Here is a 22399-nt window from a genome sequence, read left to right on the forward strand (position 1 = left end):
TCGGAGGTAGTAAATGACCACGTCGGTGATCGTTTCCGGGGCACGCACACCGGTCGGCAAGCTGATGGGCTCGCTGAAGGACTTCTCCGGCAGCGACCTCGGCGCGATCGCGATCAAGGCGGCGCTCGAGAACGGCAACGTCGACGCGGCTGCCGTCGAGTACGTGATCATGGGCCAGGTCCTCACCGCGGGCGCCGGGCAGATGCCGGCCCGGCAGGCCGCCGTCGAGGCGGGTATCGGCTGGGACGTTCCCTCGCTGACCATCAACAAGATGTGCCTGTCGGGTATCGACTCGATCGCGCTGGCCGACCAGTTGATCCGTGCCGGCGAGTTCGACGTCGTCGTGGCCGGCGGCCAGGAATCGATGACCCAGGCGCCGCACCTGCTGATGAACAGCCGGTCGGGCTACAAGTACGGCGACGTCACAGTGCTCGACCACATGGCCTACGACGGTCTGCACGACGTGTTCACCGATCAGCCGATGGGCGCGCTCACCGAGCAGCGCAACGATGTCGACCAGTTCACCCGCGCCGAACAAGACGAGTTCGCCGCCCGGTCCCACCAGAAGGCCGCAGCCGCTTGGAAAGACGGTGTCTACGCCGACGAGGTAGTGCCGGTGCAGATCCCGCAGCGCAAGGGCGACCCGCTGGAGTTCGCCGAGGACGAAGGCATCCGCGCCAACACCACCGTCGAGTCGCTGGCCGGTCTGAAGCCGGCATTCCGCAAGGACGGCACCATCACCGCCGGGTCGGCCTCGCAGATCTCCGACGGCGCGTGTGCCGTCGTCGTGATGAACAAGGCCAAGGCCGAGGAACGGGGGCTGTCGTGGCTGTGTGAGATCGGTGCGCACGGTGTCGTCGCAGGCCCGGACTCCACGCTCCAGTCGCAGCCGGCCAACGCCATCAAGAAGGCGGTTGCGCGTGAGGGCATCTCGGTCGATCAGCTCGACGTCATCGAGATCAACGAGGCGTTCTCCGCGGTCGCGCTGGCCTCGACAAAGGAGCTCGGAGTCGATCCCGGCAAGGTCAACGTCAACGGCGGTGCGATCGCCATCGGACATCCGATCGGGATGTCGGGCGCCCGCATCACGTTGCATGCGGCGCTCGAGCTCGCCCGGCGCCGGGGCGACGGGAAGAAGCAAGGTTCTGGTTACGCCGTGGCCGCGCTGTGCGGGGCCGGCGGTCAGGGTGATGCGCTGATCCTCCGCGCGCGCTGAGGTCCTACGACGGCGTGTAGTAATCGACACGTGTTTCGGGCACAATGGCGGCCATGACTCGCCTGCTGAATCAGCGCACCGTCGCGGGATGGTTCCGTTTCGTCGCCCTGCTCGAGGCGGTGAGCTGGGTCGGACTGCTGATCGGCATGTACTTCAAGTACCTCGGCACCCCGCGCACCGAGATCGGCGTCAAGGTGTTCGGCCCCGCCCACGGAGCGGTCTTCGTGGCGTTCGTCGCGCTCGGGTTGCTCGCGGCCGTGATGTTCAAATGGGCGACTGGTACGTGGTTGCTGGGGATCGTCGCGAGCATCGTGCCGCTCGCCAGTGTGGTCTTCCTCATGTGGGTGGAGCGCACCGGCCGGCTGGGAGCGGAGTCCGTCGTTGCGCCGATCGCGCAACCGGGGCAGCCGGTCGGTGAAACGACGTGACAAACTTATGGGCGTGAGTCGTCCACGCCCCTCTATCGCGGCCTCGATGGCCGGTGCGGTTGATCTGTCCGCCCTCAAGCAGCGGCCCTCGACGGGTGGTAGCGAATCGTCTTCGCCCGCCGGTGGAGTGGAAGTCACCGAGGCGAACCTCGAAGCCGAGGTGCTGGTCCGGTCCAATCAAGTTCCCGTCGTGGTGCTGCTGTGGTCACCGCGCAGCGATGCGAGCGTCCAATTGGGTGATGCCCTCGGTCAACTGGCCACAGCCGACGGCGGGAAATGGGCGTTGGCGACGGTCAACGTCGACGTCGTCCCCCGCGTGGCGCAGATGTTCGGTGTGCAGGCGATCCCGACCGTGGTCGCGCTGGCCGCCGGACAACCCCTGTCGAGTTTCCAGGGCATGCAGCCTCCCGAGCAGTTGCGCCGGTGGATCGACTCGCTGCTGAACGCGGTCGCGGGTAAGTTGCCCGGCGGAGCTGAGGAGGGGGAGTCCGAAGAGGTCGATCCCGAACTCGCGCAGGCGCGTTCGCATCTGGACGCCGGTGACTTCGATGCCGCGCGCTCCGCGTACCAGGCGATTCTCGACGCCAACCCCGGTCACGCCGAAGCCAAGGGCGCCGTCCGCCAGATCGATTTCCTGCAGCGGGCCACCACCCGGACGCCCGACGCGATCGCCGCCGCCGACGCGGACCGCGGCGACATCGAGTTGGCGTTCGCCGCCGCCGACGTCGAGGTCCTCCAGCAGAACATCGCGGCGGCCTTCGACCGGCTCATCGACCTCGTCAAGCGGACGTCCGGCGACGACCGCACCACCGTGCGTACGCGACTGATCGAGCTGTTCGACCTGTTCGATCCGGCCGATCCCGAGGTCATCGCCGGTCGGCGCAAGCTGGCCAACGCGCTGTACTGACCTTCAATACCTTTCGTCGAAGCCGACGAATTGGCGGTTTCTCGTTGTGTTTTTCCGCCATTGCGTCGGTTGCGGCGCAACCTGGCGTCCCCTACTCGGCGACGTATTCGAACCAAAGCGCGGACAGCGGGGGCAGCACCATGACCGCCGACGCCGGACGCCCGTGCCACGGCTCGTCGGTCGCCTCCACCGCACCGTAGTTACCGATGCCCGACCCGTTGTAGATGTCGGCGTCGGTGTTGAGCACCTCGCGCCAGGTGCCTGCGTGCGGTAACCCCAGGCGATAGCGGGAGTGCTCGGCGCCGGAGAAGTTGAACACGCACGCCAGCACGGAGCCATCGTCGCCGTAGCGCAGGAAGCTCAGCACGTTGTTGGCCGAATCGTTGGCGTCGATCCAGCTGTAGCCCTCGGGTCGGGTGTCTTGGGACCACAGCGCCCGCCGGGTTCGGTAGACGGTGTTCATGTCGTGCACCATGCGCTGGATGCCGGTCGAGAAGCTGTTCTCGTCGAGCTGATACCAGTCCACGCCACGCTCCTCGGACCACTCGGCGCGCTGGCCGAACTCCTGGCCCATGAACAGCAGCTGCTTGCCTGGATGCGCCCACTGATACGCCAGCAGGCTGCGCAGCCCGGCGGCCTTGTTGTGGTCGTTGCCCGGCATCCTGCCCCACAGCGTGCCCTTGCCGTGCACGACCTCGTCATGGCTGATCGGCAGCACATAGTTCTCGCTGAACGCGTAGAGCATCGAGAAGGTGATCTCGTGGTGGTGGTAGCTGCGGTGGATCGGATCGCGTTTGATGAACTCCAGCGTGTCGTTCATCCAGCCCATGTTCCACTTCATCGAGAAGCCAAGGCCGCCAAGGTTCGTCGGCCTGGTCACTCCGGGCCACGAGGTGGACTCTTCGGCGACCGTCACGATGCCGGGGGCGGCCTTGTGCACGGTCGCGTTCATCTCCTGAAGAAACTGCACGGCTTCGAGGTTCTCGCGACCGCCGTAGATGTTCGGGGTCCATCCGCCTTCGGGGCGCGAGTAGTCGAGGTAGAGCATCGAGGCGACCGCATCCACCCGCAGGCCGTCGATGTGGTACTCCTGCAGCCAGTACAACGCGTTGGCCACCAGGAAGTTGCGCACCTCGGCACGGCCGAAATCGAAGACGTAAGTGCCCCAATCCAATTGCTCTCCGCGGCGAGGATCGGAGTGCTCGTAGAGCGCGGTGCCGTCGAAACGGCCGAGCGCCCAGGCGTCCTTCGGGAAGTGGGCGGGCACCCAGTCCATGATCACGCCGATGCCGGCCTGGTGCAGCGTGTCGACGAGGTGGCGGAACTCGTCGGGGGTGCCCAGCCGCGACGTCGGCGCGTAATACGAGGTGACCTGATAACCCCACGAGCCGCCGAACGGATGCTCGGCCACGGGCATCAGCTCGACATGGGTGAACCCGTTCTCGACAACGTATTGGGTGAGCTGGGAGGCCAGTTCGCGATAGCTCAGACCAGGACGCCACGACATCAGGTGCACCTCGAGGGTGCTCATCGGCTCGAACACCGGGTTCTGGGCCGCGCGGCGCGTCATCCACTCGTCGTCCGCCCACGTGTAGTCGCTGCGGGTCACCTTCGAGGCGGTCTTGGGCGGCACCTCGGTCGCGAACGCCATCGGGTCGGCGCGCTCGCTGACCGAACCGTCGGCGCCGTGGATGCGGAACTTGTACAACCCGCCGATCTCGAAGCCCGGCCAGAACACCTCCCACACGCCGGTCGACCCGAGCACACGCAACTGGGCTTCGTTGCCGTCCCAGTGGTTGAACTCGCCGATCAGGCTGACGCCCTTGGCGTTCGGCGCCCACACCGCGAACGAGACACCGTCGACGACGCCGTCGGGGGTGGTGTAGCTGCGGGGGTGTGCCCCGAGGATCTCCCATAACCGCTCGTGGCGGCCCTCGGAGAAAAGGTGCAAGTCGACCTCGCCGAGCGTGGGCAGGAACCGGTACGCGTCGGCCACCGTGTGCACCTGGGTCGAGCCGTCGCCGCCGGGGTAGTGCACCTCGAGCCGATAGTCGGCCAGCCCGGTGAACGGCAGCGCGACCGCGAACAGCCCGGCTTCGATGTGCTGGAACACATATCGCTCACCGCCGATGACCGCGACCACCTCGACGGCATGGGGTCGATAGGCGCGGATCACGGTGTGGTCGTCGTACTCGTGGGCGCCGAGCACCGAATGCGGGTCGTGGTGCTCGCCGGCCAGCAGCCGGTTGAGGTCGGCGGTGTGCGGCCGCAGATGTGGGCTGCTCGCTTGTTTGGTCTGCGTCATGTCGTCACTCCCTACGCAGCAGATTGAGTCGTTGGTCGGCGGGCACCTGCGGCATGTTCAACACGTGTGCCACCGCGCGCACCGGGTCGAGGCGCACGTAATTGGACTGCCCCCATTGGTATTCGTCACCGGTGATCTCGTCGCGGACCCAGAACCGGTCGTAGGGCTCCATCCCGAGGGCGGGCATGTCCAGCCACAGGGTGGCCTCCTCGGGTCCGAACGGGTTGAGCGTGACCACCACCAGCACCTGGTCTCCGGTGGCCGGATCGAACTTGCTGTAGGCCAGCAGCGCGTCGTTGTCGGCGTGGTGGAACGTGATGGTGCGCAACCGGTGTAGGGCGGGATGCAGTCGACGGATCTCGTTGAGCCGGGTGATGAACGGCTCCAGCGATTCACCGTCGGCGAGCGCTGCGTCGAAGTCGCGGGGTCGCAGCTCGTACTTCTCGGAGTTGAGGTACTCCTCGCTGCCTTCCCGGACCGCACGGTGTTCGTACAGTTCGAATCCCGAGTACATCCCCCACGCCGAACTCATCGTCGACGCCAGCACCGCGCGGATAGCGAACATCCCGGGGCCTCCGCGCTGCAGGCTTTCGTGCAGGATGTCGGGCGTGTTGACGAACAGGTTCGGGCACGCGTAGTCGGCGTGCTCGGCGATCTGTTGGCCGAACTCAGTGAGCTCCCACTTGGCGGTGCGCCAGGTGAAGTACGAATACGACTGTGTGAACCCCAGTTTGGCCAATCCGTACAGCCGTGCGGGACGGGTGAATGCCTCGGAGAGGAACAGCACATCGGGGTGCTCGTTTTTCACCTGGCCGATCAGCCAGGCCCAGAAGTTCGGCGGCTTGGTGTGCGGGTTGTCGACCCGGAAGATCTTGACGCCGTGCGAGATCCAGTGCCGTACCACCCGCAGCACCTCTTCGTAGAGCCCGGCGGGGTCGTTGTCGAAGTTCAGCGGGTAAATGTCCTGGTACTTCTTCGGGGGGTTCTCCGCGTAGGCGATGGTGCCGTCGGGCAGCACGGTGAACCACTCGGGGTGTTCCTTGGCCCAGGGATGGTCGGGGGCGCACTGCAGCGCGAGGTCGAGCGCCACCTCCATGCCGTCGTCGCGAGCCGCGGCGACGAAGTCGTCGAAGTCGTCGATCGTGCCCAGGTCCGGATGGACCGCGTCGTGGCCGCCCTCGTCGCTTCCGATGGCCCACGGCGAGCCGACGTCGTTGGGCGCGGCGGTGACGCTGTTGTTGCGGCCTTTGCGGTGCACCTTGCCGATCGGGTGGATCGGCGGGAGGTAGACCACGTCGAAGCCCATCCGGGCGATCCGGGGCAGCGCCTTGGTGGCGGTGGCGAAGGTGCCGTGCACCGGGTTGCCCTTGGCGTCCCAGCCGCCGGTCGAGCGGGGGAAGAACTCGTACCACGCGGTGAACCGCGCCTCGGCGCGGTCGACCCAGACGCCGTACTGCTCGCCGCGGGTCACCAACTCGCGCAGCGGATATTCGTCGAGCAGACGGGTGACCTCCGGTGCCAGCGCGGCGCCGGCACGGGTGAACGGATCGCCTGGCTGGCGCAGCCGTGCCGCAGCCTCGATCAGCGGATAGCGATGCTGACGCGGCACACCGGTTGAGGCGCGTTCCAGCAGCCGGGCGCCGACCAGTAGGTCGTTCGACAGCTCCGATTCGCTCTGGCCCGCGTCGAGCTTGGCCGTGACGTTCTTGCGCCAGGTCGCGACCGGATCACCCCAGCCGTCCACCCGAAACGTCCACAGACCGGGGCAGTCGGGGGTGAACGCACCATGAAAGACGTCGGGAGTCCGCCCCGTCGTCATCGGCAGATGCTGCGGCTTCTTGCGCGGCGTAGCGCCGAGCACGGTCTCGATGGGCACCGCTTCGGCGGTCACCAGCCCCGGCGGATCGTCGGCGAGCTGGGGATATGCCGTGCCGTGGTAGCGCACCACCAGGGTGGCCGCGACGGCGTCGTGGCCCTCGCGCCAGACTGTGGCCGCGACCGGAACGATTTCGCCGACGACCGCCTTCGCGGGGTACCGCCCCTCGGAGACGACAGGCGCGACGTCATCGATCTCGATTCGACCGGCCACCTATCACTCCTCCTTCTGGCGCGGCCGCCGAAGTGCTCTGCCGGCATCGCCGGCGTGGCCGCTGTGTCGTCTTGGTCGCGTTCACAGTCAAGATGAATAAGCCTCGTCGCGCCCTATACCCACGTTAGTGCGCAGCCCAACCCGAAGCGGGCCAAGCAGTCCGACCGGGCGCCCTGCGAGCCGCCGGATTGTCAGTAATGTTGTTCCGCGTGATAGCCCGATGAAAGCGCTGAGAAGGTTCACCGTCCGAACGCATCTGCCCGACCGGCTGGCTGCGCTCGAACGGCTGTCGATCAACCTGCGCTGGTCCTGGGACCGACCGACGCAGGATCTGTTCGAGACGATCGACCCCGAGCTGTGGAAGCGGGTCGGCTGCGATCCGGTCGGCCTGTTGGGGCAGGTCAGCCCGCAGCGCCTGGACACGCTCGCCGGCGACGAGGAGTTCTTGCGCCGTCTCGACGGGCTGGCCGCCGATCTCGACGACTACCTCAACCGGCCGCTGTGGTACCAGCAGGAGCTCGAACACGGTGCCCAACTGCCCAACGGCATCGCGTACTTCTCGATGGAGTTCGGGGTGGCCGAGTCCCTCCCGAACTACTCGGGGGGCCTGGGCATCCTCGCCGGCGACCACCTCAAAGCCGCGTCGGATCTGGGCCTGCCGCTGATCGCGGTCGGGCTGCTCTACCGTTCGGGTTACTTTCGTCAGTCACTGACCGCCGATGGCTGGCAGCACGAGAGCTATCCGGCGCTGGACCCGCAGGGGCTGCCGCTTCGGCTGCTCACCGACCGCGACGGGCAACGGGTCCTCGTCGCCGTGGCGATGCCCAGCGAGAACGGGTACGACGGTCAGCTGCAGGCGCGGGTGTGGATCGCCCAGGTGGGCCGAATTCCGTTGCTGCTGCTGGATTCCGACGTCCCGGAGAATGACCACGACCTGCGTGGCGTGACCGATCGGCTCTACGGCGGCGATCAGGAGCACCGGATCAAACAGGAGATCCTCGCCGGTGTGGGCGGGGTGCGGGCGATCCGCGCGTTCATCGAGTTGGAAGGCCGGCCCTCGCCCGAGGTGTTCCACATGAACGAGGGACATGCCGGCTTCCTCGGTGTCGAGCGCATCCGGGAACTCATCGACGCCGGGCTCGACTTCGACACCGCGCTGACGGTGGTGCGGTCCTCGACGGTGTTCACCACGCACACCCCGGTGCCCGCGGGGATCGACCGGTTCCCGGTGGAGATGGTGCGGCGGTACTTCGGCGGTTCGACCGACGGCCCCTCGGGTGCGATGTCGCGGCTGCTGCCGGGCCTTCCGCTCGATCGCATCATCGCGTTCGGCGAGGAGGACGACCCGACCAAGTTCAACATGGCCCACATGGGTCTGCGGCTGGCCCAGCGCGCCAACGGTGTCTCGATGCTGCACGGCAACGTCAGCAGGCACATGTTCAACGAGCTGTGGCCGGGTTTCGATCCCGGCGAGGTGCCGATCGGGTCGATCACCAACGGTGTGCACGCGCCGACCTGGGCGGCGCCGCAGTGGATGGAACTCGGCCGCGAGCTGCTCGGCAGCGAGGACCTCACCAGTGCGCGCGAACCCGCGGTGTGGGGCCGCCTGCAGCAGGTCGACACCGGCCACCTGTGGTGGATCCGCTCGCAGCTGCGTGAGCAGCTCGTCGAGGACGTGCGCGCGAGGCTGCGCCGTTCCTATCTGGAACGCGGCGCGGCGGAAGCCGAACTGGGCTGGATCGCAACGGCTTTCGATCCCAACGTCCTGACGATCGGGTTCGCGCGGCGGGTGCCGACCTACAAGCGTCTGACGTTGATGCTGCGCGACCCCGAACGGCTGGAGCGACTGCTGCTCAACGACGAGCGGCCGATCCAGCTCATCGTCGCGGGGAAATCCCACCCCGCCGACGACGGCGGCAAGGCCCTGATCCAGCAGGTGGTGAAGTTCGCCGACCGGCCCGAGGTCCGGCACCGGATCGCCTTTTTGCCCGACTACGACATGTCGATGGCCCGCCAGCTGTACTGGGGATGCGACGTGTGGCTCAACAATCCGCTGCGGCCGTTGGAGGCGTGCGGCACGTCGGGCATGAAGAGCGCGCTCAACGGCGGGCTGAACCTGTCCATCCGCGACGGGTGGTGGGACGAGTGGTACGACGGCGAGAACGGGTGGGAAATCCCCACCGCCGACGGTCTGGCCGACGAGAACCGGCGTGACGACCTCGAAGCGGCCGCTCTGTATGACCTGCTGGAGACGACGGTGGCGCCGAAGTTCTACGACCGCGACGAGCGTGGCGTCCCGGCGCGGTGGGTCGAGATGGTGCGGCACACGCTGATCGTGTTGGGTCCCAAGGTGCTGGCGTCGCGGATGGTGCGCGACTACACCGAGAAGTACTATGCGCCGGCGGCGCAGTCGCTGCGACGCACCGTCGAACCCGGTAATGATGGTGAACCGTTCGGCGCCGCAAGGGATCTGGCCGGCTACCGGCTGCGTGCCCAGGAATCGTGGCCCAAGATCCAGATCACCGACGTCGACAGCTACGGTCTGCCCGACACTCCGCTGCTGGGTTCGGAGCTCACGTTGACCGCCACCGTGTACCTGGCGGGCCTGCGCCCCGAAGAGGTTGCCGTGCAAGCGGTGCTGGGTCGCGTCGACGCGAGCGATCAACTCGTCGAACCGGTGACGGTGCCGATGGCGCACACGGGGAGCGCCGACGCCGGCAGGGAAGTGTTCTCCGCGACCGCTCCGTTGCCCGTCGCAGGGCCGGTGGGTTACACCGTGCGCGTCCTGCCGCACCACCCGCTGCTGGCGGGCGACAACGAGCTCGGCCTCGTCACGCTCGCGTGACACACGCGATCAAGGTCGCGCTCGACGGCGGGCCCTACGGGATCGCGGCAGGTCCGGACGGCGCGCTCTGGGTGACGCTGGTGCACGACGGCGCGATCGCGCGGGTCACCGACAGCGGCGAGGTCGCGACGTATCCCGTAGCGCCGGGCTGTCGGCCTTCGATCATCACCGCGGGCCCCGACGGAGCGCTGTGGTTCACCCGCAACGGCGACGACCACATCGGCCGCATCACCACCGCCGGCGAAGTGGGCGCGTTCGAACTCCCGGCGGGAAGCGCTCCATACGGCATCACGACGGGCCCCGACGGGGCGCTGTGGTACACGGCGATGGGCTCCGGAATGGTCGCTCGGATGTCGACGGACGGTGAGGTTTCGGAGGCTCACCGTGTCGGCGGGGCGCCGGCGATGATCGTCACCGGTCCCGACGGCGCGCTGTGGTTCACGCTGAATCAGGCCAGCGCCGTCGGCCGCCTCACCCTCGGCGGTGACGTTTCCATCCGCGAGACACCCACGGCCGCCTCGGGTCCCGTCGGCATCACGGCAACCCACGACGACGCGCTGTGGTTCACCGAGATCGTTGCCGAACGCCTCGGCCGGATACCGATCGACGATGCCATCCAGGAAATCGACCTGCCCGGCAAGCCGCATGCGGTGATCGCCGATCCCAGCGACGGCGTGTGGGTGACGCTGTGGGGGTCCAGCCAGCTCGCCCGCGTCGGCGGCGACGGTGACATCGTGACGATCGACCTGCCGCCGGGCAGTGAACCGCACGGGCTCGCGGTGGACCGCGATGGCGCCGTCTGGGTTGCACTGGAGGCAGGTCACGTCCTGCGAATGCCGTCCTGACCGGGCAATCGGAACGATTCTGGGAGCATCCGCACGCGTCGCACATCGGGCGCGGTAGGTTCCCAAGCGTTGCTAACGACGGAGGGTGGCCAGTGACGATTGGGATTGTGCTGCGGCGAGGCCTCACCGTGATCACGGTCGCGGGGGTGCTCGGCAGTTTGGGCGCCGCATCCGCGTCGGCCGATCCGGAGGCCGAGCCTGTCGTGGCCGAAGTGCCCGCCGAGGGGGCGCCCCCTCCGCCGCCGCCTCCGGACGGCGCCGTCGAATCCACCCCGCCCGCGGTGACCGAGACTCCCGACGGTTGGCGCCTGGAAATGAGCGCCGAGAAAGAGACCCAGGCACCGACACCTCCCCTGACGACCGCACTGTCGTCGCGCGAGTACGTCGTCGGCGGCACCTATAAGGGTCGGCTGATCGGCCCGGGGGGAGGCGAAGCGCCGGAGGGCAGCCTTGAAGTCGGTTACGAGATCGGCTGCGGCATCGACATGAGCACCTCGAACGGCGTCTCCCTGACCGGCACGGCAGGCATCAACCCGTCCATCGGGCTCCTGGGGCTCACCGTGGTCGGTGGTGGAGAGGACTTCGGAATCCTGCCAAGCCTCGGCGGCAATGTCGGCGGCGGTATCACCGTGGGCCTCAAACCGGGTCTGGTCAACGTGGTGCCGGTGACGAAGAAGAAGTTCACCGGCGCGGAGCCATGGGTGATGGTGAGCAACTTCCGGGTCAAGATCGACGGCTGCGTCGGCGAGTCCTTCATCCGCTCGTATGCGTACCTCAGCCATTCCACCGACCAGTCCGAGGCGATCGTCGCCTGGTACGGCGTGACGAAAAAGATCTGATCAGTCGAAGCGCTTGAAGCAGCGTTCGGTGTCCCCGAGGACGCCGACGCGGAAGGCGTCGATGCGGGAGAAGCCCGAGGGCACCGATTCGCCGTTGACGTCGCTGGCCGCCAGGCCGTTCATCAGGATGCCCGACACGGCCTCGTCGACGTCGCCTGCGGTCAGCGCGACGGTGTTGCCGTCGGGGGTGGTCACGCTCTTCGAGAGTTTGGTGGTGGCGACACCGGTCAGGCACGCCGTGCGCAGCGCGGCCTCGGCGTTGTCCAGTGCGACGCCGCCGTGCTCGTTCTGGATCGCCTGCATGTACCGCGACACCAGTACCGAGTAGGCGGTGTTGTCGCCGGTGGCCAACCCGACCGGGTCCTCGAGGTCGGGCTGGGCGCCCATCACCGCCAGCTCGTCGAGGTCCACGGCGATCGTGTTGGTCGCCGGGCAGTAGGACACCGGCGGACTCGGTCGCGCGTTCGTGCACTGCGGGGGGTCGAAGCTCAGCCGCGGTGGGTTGGCGGGTGTGAAGAGGATGTTCATCGCGTCCATGACGGCGCGCACCGACTCCTCGGAGACGGCCCATTCGCCGGTCTCGTCTTCTTGCAGGAGCACCGGCAGATCACCTCGGCGTTGGCCGATCTCGCGCATGTCGATGGCCGCGCAGGCCGATGGTCCGTCGGTGAAGCCGAACTGGAAGGCCGACAGGCGTTCGAACGCCGAACCGTGTTCGTCGACACCGACTTCGGGGTCGTCCTCGCTCAACAGCGGATCCCGGAACGCGATGACGGACGCCAACACGTTGTTGAGCCCTTCGCCGGTCGACAGCGTGAATCGCGGCGAGTTGTCTTCTGCGACCCAGCGCATGTAGGCGCCCGCCAGACAGTCGGCCTGCTGTTCGGACACCAGCGTCGGGGTGTCGTCATCGACCAGGCCCGCCTGCCTCTGCACGGCGTGGCCGTATTCGTGGGCGAGCACCATCGTCACACCCATGTCGCCGAACTCCTGCCGCAGACTGGGCAGGAGCTCGCCGCGATCCCATCCGATGGTGTTGTCAGTGGTGCAGTAGCCGGCGTTGACCAAGGCGTAGGTGTCGGTGTCGCAGAACCCGGTGCTGTCGAATCCGTTGGCGTCCCAGGAATAGACGCGGTCGACCGGCTCGAACCGGCCGTCGAACGCGGTGCCGTAGGCGCCTTCCCAGAACTCTTCGATGTCGCTGATCGCCTGGCGGGCCAGCTCGTCGGAGTCACTCCCGTTGGTGCCCACCACCACTCGCGTCGGATCGCGCGCGTCCGGCCGTAAACCGGTGGGGCCGTCGGTCGCAGGCATGCCTGCGACACGGAACGGATCGTTGAACACCGATACGGGTTCGCCGCGAAGCGTTGTGGTGCAACCGGTGATGACGAGCACCGCCGACATCGCGGTCACGGCGCCCCGCACGTGTCGTCGATTCATGGACGCCGCCCTTCACGTCGAGGCGGCCGCAGGGCGCGCACTGAACCGTTGTCAGAATAGAAAACAATCACCGCGCGCGGAGACGTTCGAGTGCCTGACGCACGCGGCTCGAGTCGGTCGTCGCCCAGAACGGTGGCAGAGAGGCTCGCAGGAATCCGCCGTAGCGGGCGGTGGCCATCCGCGAGTCCAGCACGGCGACCACGCCGCGGTCGTCGACGGTGCGCAACAGCCGTCCCCCACCTTGGGCCAACAGCAGCGCGGCGTGGCTGGCGGCAACGGCCATGAAACCGTTGCCCCCTCGGGCAGCCACCGCCCGTTGCCGCGCGGTCAGTAGCGGATCGTCGGGGCGCGGGAACGGAATCCGGTCGATGAGCACCAGCGACAGTGACGGGCCGGGCACGTCGACGCCCTGCCACAGCGACAGCGTGCCGAACAGCGACGTCTCGGGATCGTCGGCGAACCGCTTGACCAACGCCGACGTGGTGTCCTCGCCCTGGCACAGCACCGGAGTGTCCAGCCGCTCCCGCATGATCTCGGCTGCCGCCTTGGCCGCACGCGTCGAGGAGAACAGACCGAGGGTGCGGCCACCCGCCGCGGTGATCAGCGTGGCGATTTCGTCGAGTTGTTCGGCGGACCCGGTGCCGTCACGTCCCGGCGGCGGCAGATGTGCTGCGACGTAGAGGATGCCGGACTTCGCGTGCTCGAACGGGGATCCGACGTCGATGCCCTTCCACTCGGTCTCCCCGCCCGTCAGCCCCCACGCCGATGCCATCGCGTCGAACGTGCCGCCGATCGTCAGCGTCGCCGATGTCAGAACGGTCGTGGTGTTCTCAAAGAGCCTGGTGCGCAACAGACCCGACACCGAAAGCGGGGCGACGCGCAGTATGGTCCGCACCGCTGCGCGCGTGTCCTCGCGTTCGATCCACACCACGTCCGTGCGGTCGGGGATGGCGGGCAGGAAGGAGTCGAGGACGCGGGAGGCGGTGTCGCCGATATCGGTCAACGCCGTGACGGCTTCGGTGCGCGCGGACGCGGCCGCCGGGTCGCTCGGCGCGGTGTCGATCGTCGACCGGGCCCGGTACGCGGCGTCGCGCACCGCAGTCAGGTAGGTCGCCAATTCGTCGTCGAGGACGTCGATGCGGCCCGGCTCGGTGTCGTGGATGGCCGACGACAGCGTCGCCGTCGCCGCCTCCAGCCGTTGTGCCAGTTCCTGGTCGACCAGGCGCGCGGCCCGGCGGTGGGCGATGCCGAGCGAGGTCGCGGACATCTCACCGGTGGCCACCGACGTCACGCGGTCGACCAACTCGTGCGCCTCGTCGACGACGAGCAGGTGGTGTTCGGGGAGTACGGCGGCATCGGAGATCGCGTCGATGGCCAGTAGAGCGTGGTTGGTGACGACGACATCGGCACGGCCGGCTTTCTCCCGTGCCTTTTCTGCGAAACAGTCGGTGCCGAACGGGCACCGGGCGACTCCGATGCATTCACGCGCCGACACGCTGACCTGTGACCAGGACCGGTCCGGAACGCCCGGGGTCAGCTCGTCGCGGTCGCCGGTGTCGGTGTCCGACGACCAGGCGATGAGCCGCTTCACATCTCGACCCAGGGCACTGGTCGCCACCGGTTCGAAAAGATCTTCCTGGGACCGGTCGTCGGGCTCGGTGACACCGCCGGCCGAACTTCCGTTGTGAATCTTGTTCAGGCACAGGTAATTACCGCGGCCCTTGAGCAGGGCGAACTCGGGGGCGCGCGGCAGCATGTCGGCCAGCGATTCCGCCAGCCGCGGAAGGTCGCGGTCGACGAGTTGGCGTTGCAGCGCGATGGTCGCCGTGGACACCACGACGGGGTCGTCGGCGTCGACGGCACGGGCTAGTGCGGGCACGAGGTAGGCCAGCGACTTCCCGGTGCCCGTCCCGGCCTGGACGGCAAGGTGCTCACCGGTGTCGAAGGCATTGGTGACGGCCTTCGCCATCTCGACCTGGCCCGCGCGTTCGCGTCCACCGAGGGCCGCGACGGCGGTGGCCAGCAACTGGGTGATGTCCGACGTGGTGACCTCCTACGCGCCGGGAGGGATCAGCCGCGTCGGCACGGCGGGTTCGCCGCGGGACAGTTTCAACCCGTCCCACGGCAGGCTCGTCAGGCCGTCTCTGACCCGGGCGCGGGCCGCGGCGAGGCCCAGATCGGCGACCGGTTCGCCATGCCGTATCAGTGGAACGGTCAGAACTCGCGCGGTGAGGCCGTCGGGGTCAGCCGGCGGGCGCTCGTAGGGGAAGACGACCTCTTCGACGATCGTGCCGGTCGTTTTGGCCATCCGCATCGCCTGTTTACGTCCGCCGTGAGACTGCTTGTGGCTGCTGCGCTTCTCCACCGGAAGGCCGTCCACCTCGGTCAGCTTGTAGACCATTCCGGCCGTCGGGGCGCCGGAACCGGTGACCAGCGACGTGCCGACGCCGTAGGTGTCGACCGGTTCGGCGCGCAACGCCGCGATCGCGAATTCGTCGAGATCGCCGGAGACGACGATCTTCGTCTCGGTGGCGCCGAGGTCGTCGAGCTGAGCGCGCACCTGGCGCGCGAGCACGCCGAGGTCTCCGGAATCGATGCGCACCGCACCGAGTTCCGGACCGGCGACCTCGACGGCCGTCGCCACCCCCGCGGTGATGTCGTAGGTGTCCACCAGCAGCGTCGTGTCCACACCGAGCGCCTCGACCTGCGCTTGGAACGCCGCACGCTCGTCGGGGCCGTCACCGGTGGTGTACAGCAGTGTGAACGCGTGCGCGCTGGTGCCGAGCGCCGGGACCCCGTAGTCGCGCTGGGCCTGCAGATTGGACGATCCGGAGAAGCCGGCCAGGTACGCCCCACGAGCGGCGGCGACGGCGGCGTGCTCGTGGGTGCGCCGCGAGCCCATCTCGATCAGGTGGCGGCCCTCGGCGGCGCTGACCATGCGGGCGGCGGCGGATGCGATCGCGGTGTCGTGGTTGAAGATCGACAACGCCAATGTCTCCAGGACGACACATTCGCCGAACGTGCCGTGCACCGAGAGCACCGGTGAACCCGGGAAGTAGAGCTCGCCTTCGGCGTATCCGTCGACATCGCCTCCGAATCGGTACTCGGCCAGGTACGCGAGCGTCTCGGCGTCGAGAAAGTCCGCGAGCGAAGCCAGCGCCGCATCGTCGAATTCGAACTGCGCCAAAGCATCCACGAACCGTGCGGTGCCTGCCACCACGCCGTAGCGGCGGCCTTCGGGCAGTCGGCGCGCGAAGATCTCGAAGGTGGTGCGTCGGTGCGCGGTGCCGTCGCGCAACGCGGCCGCGAGCATCGTCAGCTCATACTTGTCGGTGAGCAGGGCCGGGGATGCGGCGGTCACACCGTCACCGTAGTAGCTCGAAGTGCCGGATATGCGTTGGCTATCCTGAACGACATGGTTACGCCGGCGAAGGCTCGACCGGGGACTCGCGAAGAGCGGAACGTCAAGTCCGTCGCGACTGAAGACGCCGCCGTCGACACGCCCTGGGTGACCATCGTGTGGGACGACCCGGTGAACCTGATGACCTACGTGACCTACGTCTTGCAGAAGCTGTTCGGCTACCCCGAGGCGCACGCGACCAAGTTGATGCTCCAGGTGCACAACGAAGGCAAGGCCGTGGTCTCGGCGGGCAGTCGCGAGGCGATGGAGATCGACGTGACCAAGCTCCACGCCGCCGGGCTGTGGGCCACCATGCAGCAGGACCGCTGACAGACACGTGCGTAAGTGGAAGCGGGTGGACACTGCCGATGGAGCGCGTTTCCGGTCGGCCATCGCACCGCACGAGGCCGCCCTGTTGCGAAGCCTGGCCACCTCGGTGGTGGGAATGCTGGAGGAGCGCGAATCATCAGCGCCCGCAGACGAACTCGAAGCGATCACCGGCATGCGTACCGGCAATTCGACGCCACCCGAAGACGACACGATGAAACGGTTGCTGCCGGATTTCTACCGGCCGCAGACCGAGCACCCCGCCGGCTCCAGTGCCGCCGAGAGCCTCAACAGTGCACTGCGCGGCTTGCATGAGCCCGACATCATCGATGCCAAACGCGAAGCGGCGCAGACACTTTTGGACACCATGCCGGCGCAGGGCGGCAAGTTCGAGCTGAGCGAGGACGACGCGCACGCGTGGGCCGCCGCGGTAAACGACATGCGCTTGGCGCTGGGCACCATGCTCGCGATCTCACCGGAGGGGCCCGACGAACTGCCGCCCGACCATCCGATGGCCGGGCACCTCGACGTCTACCAGTGGCTGACCGTGCTGCAGGAGTATCTGGTGCTGGGACTGATGGGGAAGTCGAGATGACCTCGATCACCGACGTGGCCGGCATCCGGGTGGGGCAACACCATCGCCTCGATCCGGACGTGACGTTGGGTTCGGGTTGGGCCAGCGGTACAACCGTCGTCCTGACGCCGCCGGGCACCGTGGGAGGCGTCGACGGCAGGGGAGGGGCGCCCGGCACCCGAGAGACCGACCTGCTCGACCCGATCAATTCCGTTCGGCACGTCGACGCCGTGGTCCTCAGCGGCGGCAGCGCCTACGGGCTGGCGGCCGCCGACGGGGTGATGCAATACCTCGAGGAGCAGGGTCGCGGCGTCGCACTGGACGGCGGCGTGGTCCCGATCGTGCCCGCCGCGGTCGTGTTCGACCTCCCGGTCGGCGGTTGGCAGTGCAGGCCGACCGCGGAGTTCGGCTACCAAGCGGCCGCAAACGCAGGCACCGAGGTGGCGACCGGCACCGTGGGCGCGGGCACGGGAGCGCGCGCCGGTGTGCTCAAGGGCGGTGTGGGCACGGCTTCGATGCAACTGGATTGCGGCGTCACTGTCGGCGCGCTGGTGATCGTCAACTCCGCGGGCGAGGTCTTCGACACGGCGACGGGCCTGCCCTGGCTGGCGTACCAGATCGAGGAGTTCGGGTTGGTCCCGCCGCCCGCCGACCAGATCGCCGCCTACGCCGACCGACACCAGGAGTTCAGCCCGCTCAACACGACGATCGCCGTGGTGGCCACCGACGCGGCGATGAGCCCCGCGGCCTGCCGACGGGTCGCCGTCGCCGCACACGACGGTTTGGCGCGCACCATCCGGCCGTGCCATACGCCGCACGACGGGGACACGGTGTTCGCGCTGGCCACCGGTGCCGTCGAGGTGCCGCTGGATCCCACGACCCCGGCGTCGATGACCCCTGAGATGCCGCTGATCACGCAGGTGGGCGCCGCCGCGGCGGACTGTCTGGCCCGCGCGGTGATGATCGGGGTACTGGCCGCCGAGTCGGTGGCCGGAATACCGGCGTACCGGGACATGTTGCCTGGAGCGTTCGAGTAATCGCGAAATTGCATTCCAGCAGCCGTTTACTCGATTTTTCGCTGCTGGAATACAGTTTCGTGCAGAAAGGGGTAGCTGCTGTGTTGGTGATCCGAGCGGATCTGGTCGACGCCATGGTCGCCCATGCCCGCGCCGACCATCCCGACGAGGCCTGCGGGGTGATCGCGGGACCGGAGAACTCGGACCGTCCGGAGCGCTTCATCGCAATGACCAACGCCGAGCGCTCGCCGACGTTCTACCGGTTCGATTCGATGGAGCAGCTGCGGGTGTGGCGGGAGATGGACGACGCCGACGAGGTCCCTGTCGTGATCTACCACTCGCACACCGGGACCGAGGCCTATCCCAGCCGCACCGACATCTCACTGGCCCAGGAACCCGACGCCCACTACGTGCTGGTGTCGACCCGCGACCCCGAGGAGCACGAACTGCGGAGCTACCGCATCGTCGACGGCGTCGTCACCGAGGAACCCGTCAAGATCGTCGAGCAGTACTAGAAAGGCTTCACCGATGGCAGTCAACGTTTCCATCCCGACCATCCTGCGCACCCACACCGGAGGCGAGAAGCGCGTCACCGCCTCGGGCGACACCGTCGCGGCCGTGATCAGCGATCTGGAGGCCAACTACTCCGGCATCTCCGAGCGCCTGATGGACAAGGACAACCCCGGGAAGCTGAACCGGTTCGTCAACATCTACGTCAACGACGAGGACGTGCGGTTCTCGGGTGGGCTCGACACCACGGTCGCCGACGGCGACTCGGTGACGATCCTGCCCGCAGTGGCTGGAGGGTAACGGGCGTCTGATGGCGCGATACGACTCGCTGCTCGACGCGCTGGGCGGTACCCCGTTGGTGGGCCTGCGCCGGCTCTCACCGCGCTGGGACGAGGCGCCCCATGTGCGGCTGTGGGCCAAGCTCGAGGACCGCAACCCCACCGGCTCCATCAAGGATCGGCCGGCGCTGCGGATGATCGAGGAGGCCGAACGGCAGGGCCTGCTGCAACCCGGTGCGACGATCCTGGAGCCGACGAGTGGGAACACCGGCATCTCGCTGGCGATGGCGGCCCTGCTCAAGGGCTACCAGATGATCTGTGTGATGCCGGAGAACACCTCGATCGAACGCCGCCAGCTGCTCGAGTTGTACGGTGCGCGGATCATCTACTCGCCCGCCGAGGGCGGCTCGAACACCGCCGTCGCCCACGCGAAAGAGCTTGCGCTGCAGAATCCTTCGTGGGTGATGCTCTACCAGTACGGCAACGAGGCCAACTCGCAGTCGCACTACGAGGGCACCGGCCCCGAATTGCTCGCAGACCTGCCGGAGATCACCCATTTCGTCGCGGGCCTCGGCACCACCGGCACCCTGATGGGGACCGGGCGGTTCCTGCGCGAGCGCAAACCCGACGTCAAGATCGTCGCCGCCGAACCGCGCTACGGCGAGGGTGTCTACGCACTGCGCAACATCGACGAAGGGTTCATCCCCGAGTTGTACGACCCGGACGTGCTCACCACGCGGTACTCCGTCGGCTCCTACGACGCGATCAGGCGCACCCGCGATCTGGTTCAGGTGGAGGGGATCTTCGCGGGCATCTCGACCGGCGCGGTGCTGCACGCGGCGTTGGGCATGGCGGCCAAGGCGGTCAAGGCCGGCGAGCAGGCCGACATCGCGTTCGTCGTCGCCGACGCGGGTTGGAAGTATCTGTCGACCGGCGCGTACGCCGGTAGCCTTGATGACGCCGAAGACGCGCTCGAAGGGCAGCTATGGGCATGACCGAATATCCGGGGACCACACCGTCGCAACCGCGCAAGCGGCCCGCGTGGGTGATCGGCGCCGTCACCGTCTTCAGCTTCGTCGTGCTGCTGTGGGTCATCGAACTGTTCGACTCGTTGTCGAACCATCGCCTCGACGACAACGGGATCCGGCCACTGGAGTCCGACGGGCTCGTGGGCATCCTGTTCGCCCCGCTGCTGCACTCGAACTGGGACCACCTCATCGCCAACACCGTTCCGGCCCTGGTGCTGGGCTTCCTGATGACGCTGGCGGGGATGTCGCGATTCATCTTCGCGACCGCGATCGTGTGGATCCTCGGCGGTCTGGGCACGTGGCTGATCGGCAATATCGGCATGCACTGCCCGTACGTGGGGGTGCGGTGCGAGGCCAACCACATCGGCGCTTCGGGGCTGATCTTCGGTTGGCTGGCATTCCTCATCGTGTTCGGGTTCTTCACCCGCAAGGCCTGGGAGATCATCGTTGGCGTCATCGTGATGCTGGTCTACGGCAGCGTTCTGCTCGGCGTACTGCCCGGCACGCCGGGGGTGTCGTGGCAGGGCCACCTGAGTGGGGCGGTCGCGGGCGTCATCGCGGCGTATCTGCTGTCCGGTCCGGAGCGCAAGGCTCGCGAGAAGCGCAAAAGCGTGACGTCGAACCCGTACCTGCCGTCGTGAACCCGGCCGTGTCGGCCGAGGCGCCCGTCGGCATCTTCGACTCGGGTGTCGGCGGGCTCACGGTCGCTCGCGCGATCATCGACCAGTTGCCCGCCGAGAACATCGTCTACGTCGGCGACACCGCCAACGGGCCGTATGGGCCGCTGTCCATCCCGCAGGTCCGCGCACACGCCCTGGCGATCGGCGACGATCTCGTCTCGCGCGGGATCAAGGCACTCGTCATCGCCTGCAACACGGCGTCGTCGGCCTGCCTGCGCGACGCCCGCGAACGCTATGCACCGGTGCCCGTGATCGAGGTGATCCTGCCCGCGGTGCGCCGCGCGGTCGCGACCACCCGCAACGGTCGCATCGGTGTCATCGGCACCGCGGCAACGATCGCGTCGGGTGCCTACCAGGACGCGTTCGCGGCGGCCCGCGACACCGAGGTGATCGGTGTGGCCTGCCCGCGGTTCGTCGACTTCGTCGAGCGGGGCGTGACCAGTGGGCGCCAAGTGCTCGGGCTCGCCGAGGGATACCTCGAACCGCTTCAACGCGCCCACATCGACACGCTCGTGCTGGGCTGCACCCACTACCCGATGCTGTCGGGACTGATCCAGTTGGCGATGGGCGAGAACGTCACGTTGGTGTCGAGTGCCGAGGAGACCGCGAAGGACCTGCTGAGGGTGCTCACCGAGCTCGATTTGCTGCGGCCGCACGACTCCGCGCCGCCGCAGCGGATCTTCGAGGCGACGGGCGACCCGGATGCCTTCACCACCCTTGCCGCACGGTTTCTCGGCCCGACGCTCGACGGCGTTCGACCTGTTCAACGTCACGTCAGCGCGCAGAGATGACTTCGGTCGCTCAAACCGGCCATGTTTTCGTCAACTGTGGACCGGGCATGGCAAGCTAGTGACTGTGCGAATCACCGTACTCGGTTGCTCCGGCAGTGTTGTCGGGCCTGATTCGCCGGCGTCCGGATATCTCGTCACAGCACCCGACACCCCGCCGTTGGTGCTCGACTTCGGCGGTGGCGTGCTCGGTGCGCTGCAACGCCACGCCGATCCCAACGACGTTCACGTGCTGCTGTCGCATCTGCATGCCGACCACTGCCTCGATCTGCCGGGCCTGTTCGTGTGGCGGCGCTACCACCCGTCGCCGGCGCAGGAACGCGGAATCATGTACGGCCCGGCCAACACCTGGGCCCGGCTCGGTGCGGCGTCGTCGCCCGAGGGTGGGGAGATCGACGATTTCTCCGATGTCTTCGAGATCCGCCACTGGGTCGACAACGAAACGGTCACCATCGGCTCGCTGAACGTGACACCGAAATTGGTTTGCCACCCGACCGAGTCCTACGGAATGCGCATCACCAATCAGGACGGTGCCACGCTCGTCTACAGCGGCGACACCGGCTACTGCGAGCAACTCATCGACCTCGCCCGCGGCGCCGACGTGTTTCTGTGCGAGGCGTCCTGGACGCACTCGCCGGACCGGCCGCCGAGACTGCATCTGTCGGGCACGGAGGCGGGCCGCGCCGCCGCCGAGGCCGGCGTCGGCGAGTTGCTGTTGACCCACATTCCGCCGTGGACGTCGCGCGAGGACGTCATCAGCGAGGCCAAGGCCGAGTTCGACGGTCCGGTGCACGCGGTCGTCTGCAACGAGACGTTCGATATCGTGCGCGCGACGGCCTGATGGTCTCAAGCGATGGGGTCGGAGTCAGCCGATAGGGTTGGCT

The 22399-nt window shown here is 67.7% G+C and carries 20 protein-coding genes; 15 read left to right on the plus strand and 5 right to left on the minus strand.

Annotated features, from left to right (window positions below; translation table 11 throughout):
- Window positions 1-13 precede the first annotated feature (13 nt).
- From A5790_RS10775 to A5790_RS10785, 3 genes are read left to right on the plus strand one after another with little or no spacing between them, the layout of a single operon-like run.
- Complete coding sequence (locus A5790_RS10775) at window positions 14-1216, plus strand: acetyl-CoA C-acetyltransferase (protein WP_066843465.1); 1203 nt, start codon at window positions 14-16, stop codon at window positions 1214-1216.
- Between the two features lie 44 nt (window positions 1217-1260).
- The gene (locus A5790_RS10780; protein ID WP_094292326.1) at window positions 1261-1644 is read left to right on the plus strand and encodes a DUF3817 domain-containing protein; all 384 of its coding nucleotides are present in this window, start codon (window positions 1261-1263) and stop codon (window positions 1642-1644) included.
- 13 nt (window positions 1645-1657) lie between these two features.
- Window positions 1658-2551: a tetratricopeptide repeat protein gene (locus A5790_RS10785; RefSeq protein WP_197696766.1), complete on the plus strand. Its 894-nt coding sequence runs from the start codon at window positions 1658-1660 to the stop codon at window positions 2549-2551.
- A gap of 91 nt (window positions 2552-2642) precedes the next feature.
- Here A5790_RS10785 and glgB read toward each other — a convergent pair whose 3' ends face one another.
- Window positions 2643-4856 (minus strand): 1,4-alpha-glucan branching protein GlgB, encoded by a 2214-nt coding sequence (glgB, locus tag A5790_RS10790; protein ID WP_066843471.1) that lies wholly within the window; start codon window positions 4854-4856, stop codon window positions 2643-2645.
- Window positions 4857-4860: 4 nt separating this feature from the next.
- Window positions 4861-6945, minus strand: coding sequence for an alpha-1,4-glucan--maltose-1-phosphate maltosyltransferase (locus tag A5790_RS10795; RefSeq protein WP_066843474.1), 2085 nt, complete (start codon window positions 6943-6945; stop codon window positions 4861-4863).
- A 220-nt stretch (window positions 6946-7165) separates the two neighbouring features.
- Here A5790_RS10795 and A5790_RS10800 point away from each other — a divergent pair, with 220 nt between their 5' ends.
- From A5790_RS10800 to A5790_RS10810, 3 genes are all read left to right on the plus strand, one after another.
- On the plus strand, window positions 7166-9790 hold the full coding sequence (locus A5790_RS10800) for a glycosyltransferase family 1 protein (RefSeq protein WP_066843477.1): 2625 nt from the start codon (window positions 7166-7168) through the stop codon (window positions 9788-9790).
- Window positions 9787-10635 carry a virginiamycin B lyase gene (locus A5790_RS10805; protein ID WP_066843481.1) on the plus strand — a complete coding sequence of 283 codons (849 nt, stop codon included), beginning with the start codon at window positions 9787-9789 and terminating at the stop codon, window positions 10633-10635. The genes A5790_RS10800 and A5790_RS10805 overlap by 4 nt, the downstream gene beginning before the upstream one ends.
- A 104-nt stretch (window positions 10636-10739) precedes the next feature.
- On the plus strand, window positions 10740-11474 hold the full coding sequence (locus A5790_RS10810; RefSeq protein WP_369816255.1) for an MspA family porin: 735 nt from the start codon (window positions 10740-10742) through the stop codon (window positions 11472-11474).
- Here A5790_RS10810 and A5790_RS10815 read toward each other — a convergent pair whose 3' ends face one another.
- The 3 genes from A5790_RS10815 to A5790_RS10825 form a co-directional block, all read right to left on the minus strand.
- Window positions 11475-12914 carry a neutral zinc metallopeptidase gene (locus A5790_RS10815; RefSeq protein WP_066843484.1) on the minus strand — a complete coding sequence of 480 codons (1440 nt, stop codon included), beginning with the start codon at window positions 12912-12914 and terminating at the stop codon, window positions 11475-11477.
- A gap of 67 nt (window positions 12915-12981) precedes the next feature.
- Complete coding sequence (locus tag A5790_RS10820) at window positions 12982-14949, minus strand: ATP-dependent DNA helicase (RefSeq protein WP_066843487.1); 1968 nt, start codon at window positions 14947-14949, stop codon at window positions 12982-12984.
- Between the two features lie 18 nt (window positions 14950-14967).
- Window positions 14968-16275, minus strand: a complete 1308-nt coding sequence (locus tag A5790_RS10825; RefSeq protein WP_066843490.1) for a nicotinate phosphoribosyltransferase — start codon at window positions 16273-16275, stop codon at window positions 14968-14970.
- Between the two features lie 54 nt (window positions 16276-16329).
- Between A5790_RS10825 and clpS the strand changes: the two genes are divergently transcribed.
- Genes clpS through A5790_RS10870 form a run of 9 tightly spaced genes read left to right on the plus strand, consistent with a single transcriptional unit; the run spans window position 16330 to window position 22356 of the window.
- Window positions 16330-16644, plus strand: coding sequence for an ATP-dependent Clp protease adapter ClpS (gene clpS, locus A5790_RS10830; RefSeq protein WP_064397324.1), 315 nt, complete (start codon window positions 16330-16332; stop codon window positions 16642-16644).
- A gap of 7 nt (window positions 16645-16651) precedes the next feature.
- Window positions 16652-17236: a DUF2017 domain-containing protein gene (locus A5790_RS10835; RefSeq protein WP_066843493.1), complete on the plus strand. Its 585-nt coding sequence runs from the start codon at window positions 16652-16654 to the stop codon at window positions 17234-17236.
- Window positions 17233-18252, plus strand: coding sequence for a P1 family peptidase (locus A5790_RS10840; protein ID WP_066843495.1), 1020 nt, complete (start codon window positions 17233-17235; stop codon window positions 18250-18252). The genes A5790_RS10835 and A5790_RS10840 overlap by 4 nt, the downstream gene beginning before the upstream one ends.
- Window positions 18253-18311: 59 nt before the next feature.
- Complete coding sequence (locus tag A5790_RS10845) at window positions 18312-18746, plus strand: M67 family metallopeptidase (protein WP_255361543.1); 435 nt, start codon at window positions 18312-18314, stop codon at window positions 18744-18746.
- Between the two features lie 13 nt (window positions 18747-18759).
- Window positions 18760-19041 (plus strand): MoaD/ThiS family protein, encoded by a 282-nt coding sequence (locus A5790_RS10850; RefSeq protein WP_064397316.1) that lies wholly within the window; start codon window positions 18760-18762, stop codon window positions 19039-19041.
- 10 nt (window positions 19042-19051) lie between these two features.
- Window positions 19052-20014, plus strand: coding sequence for a cysteine synthase (locus A5790_RS10855; RefSeq protein ID WP_066843500.1), 963 nt, complete (start codon window positions 19052-19054; stop codon window positions 20012-20014).
- Window positions 20005-20688 (plus strand): rhomboid family intramembrane serine protease, encoded by a 684-nt coding sequence (locus A5790_RS10860; RefSeq protein WP_066843503.1) that lies wholly within the window; start codon window positions 20005-20007, stop codon window positions 20686-20688. The genes A5790_RS10855 and A5790_RS10860 overlap by 10 nt, the downstream gene beginning before the upstream one ends.
- Before the next feature lie 8 nt (window positions 20689-20696).
- Window positions 20697-21518 (plus strand): glutamate racemase, encoded by an 822-nt coding sequence (gene murI / locus A5790_RS10865; protein ID WP_066843649.1) that lies wholly within the window; start codon window positions 20697-20699, stop codon window positions 21516-21518.
- 58 nt (window positions 21519-21576) lie between these two features.
- Window positions 21577-22356, plus strand: coding sequence for a cyclic nucleotide-degrading phosphodiesterase (locus A5790_RS10870; RefSeq protein WP_066843506.1), 780 nt, complete (start codon window positions 21577-21579; stop codon window positions 22354-22356).
- Window positions 22357-22399 lie beyond the last annotated feature (43 nt).

The organism is Mycobacterium sp. 852002-51152_SCH6134967 (genome assembly GCF_001667105.1).
Classification (GTDB): domain Bacteria; phylum Actinomycetota; class Actinomycetes; order Mycobacteriales; family Mycobacteriaceae; genus Mycobacterium; species Mycobacterium neumannii_A.

Bases quoted from the DNA above. Each gene is read 5' to 3' on its own strand.
- glgB (WP_066843471.1), bottom strand. From the start codon at position 4,856: ATGACGCAGACCAAACAAGCGAGCAGCCCACATCTGCGGCCGCACACC.
- A5790_RS10860 (WP_066843503.1), top strand. From the start codon at position 20,005: ATGGGCATGACCGAATATCCGGGGACCACACCGTCGCAACCGCGCAAG.
- A5790_RS10800 (WP_066843477.1), top strand. From the start codon at position 7,166: ATGAAAGCGCTGAGAAGGTTCACCGTCCGAACGCATCTGCCCGACCGG.
- A5790_RS10815 (WP_066843484.1), bottom strand. From the start codon at position 12,914: ATGAATCGACGACACGTGCGGGGCGCCGTGACCGCGATGTCGGCGGTG.
- clpS (WP_064397324.1), top strand. From the start codon at position 16,330: ATGGTTACGCCGGCGAAGGCTCGACCGGGGACTCGCGAAGAGCGGAAC.
- A5790_RS10850 (WP_064397316.1), top strand. From the start codon at position 18,760: ATGGCAGTCAACGTTTCCATCCCGACCATCCTGCGCACCCACACCGGA.
- A5790_RS10775 (WP_066843465.1), top strand. From the start codon at position 14: ATGACCACGTCGGTGATCGTTTCCGGGGCACGCACACCGGTCGGCAAG.
- A5790_RS10780 (WP_094292326.1), top strand. From the start codon at position 1,261: ATGGCGGCCATGACTCGCCTGCTGAATCAGCGCACCGTCGCGGGATGG.
- A5790_RS10855 (WP_066843500.1), top strand. From the start codon at position 19,052: ATGGCGCGATACGACTCGCTGCTCGACGCGCTGGGCGGTACCCCGTTG.
- A5790_RS10840 (WP_066843495.1), top strand. From the start codon at position 17,233: ATGACCTCGATCACCGACGTGGCCGGCATCCGGGTGGGGCAACACCAT.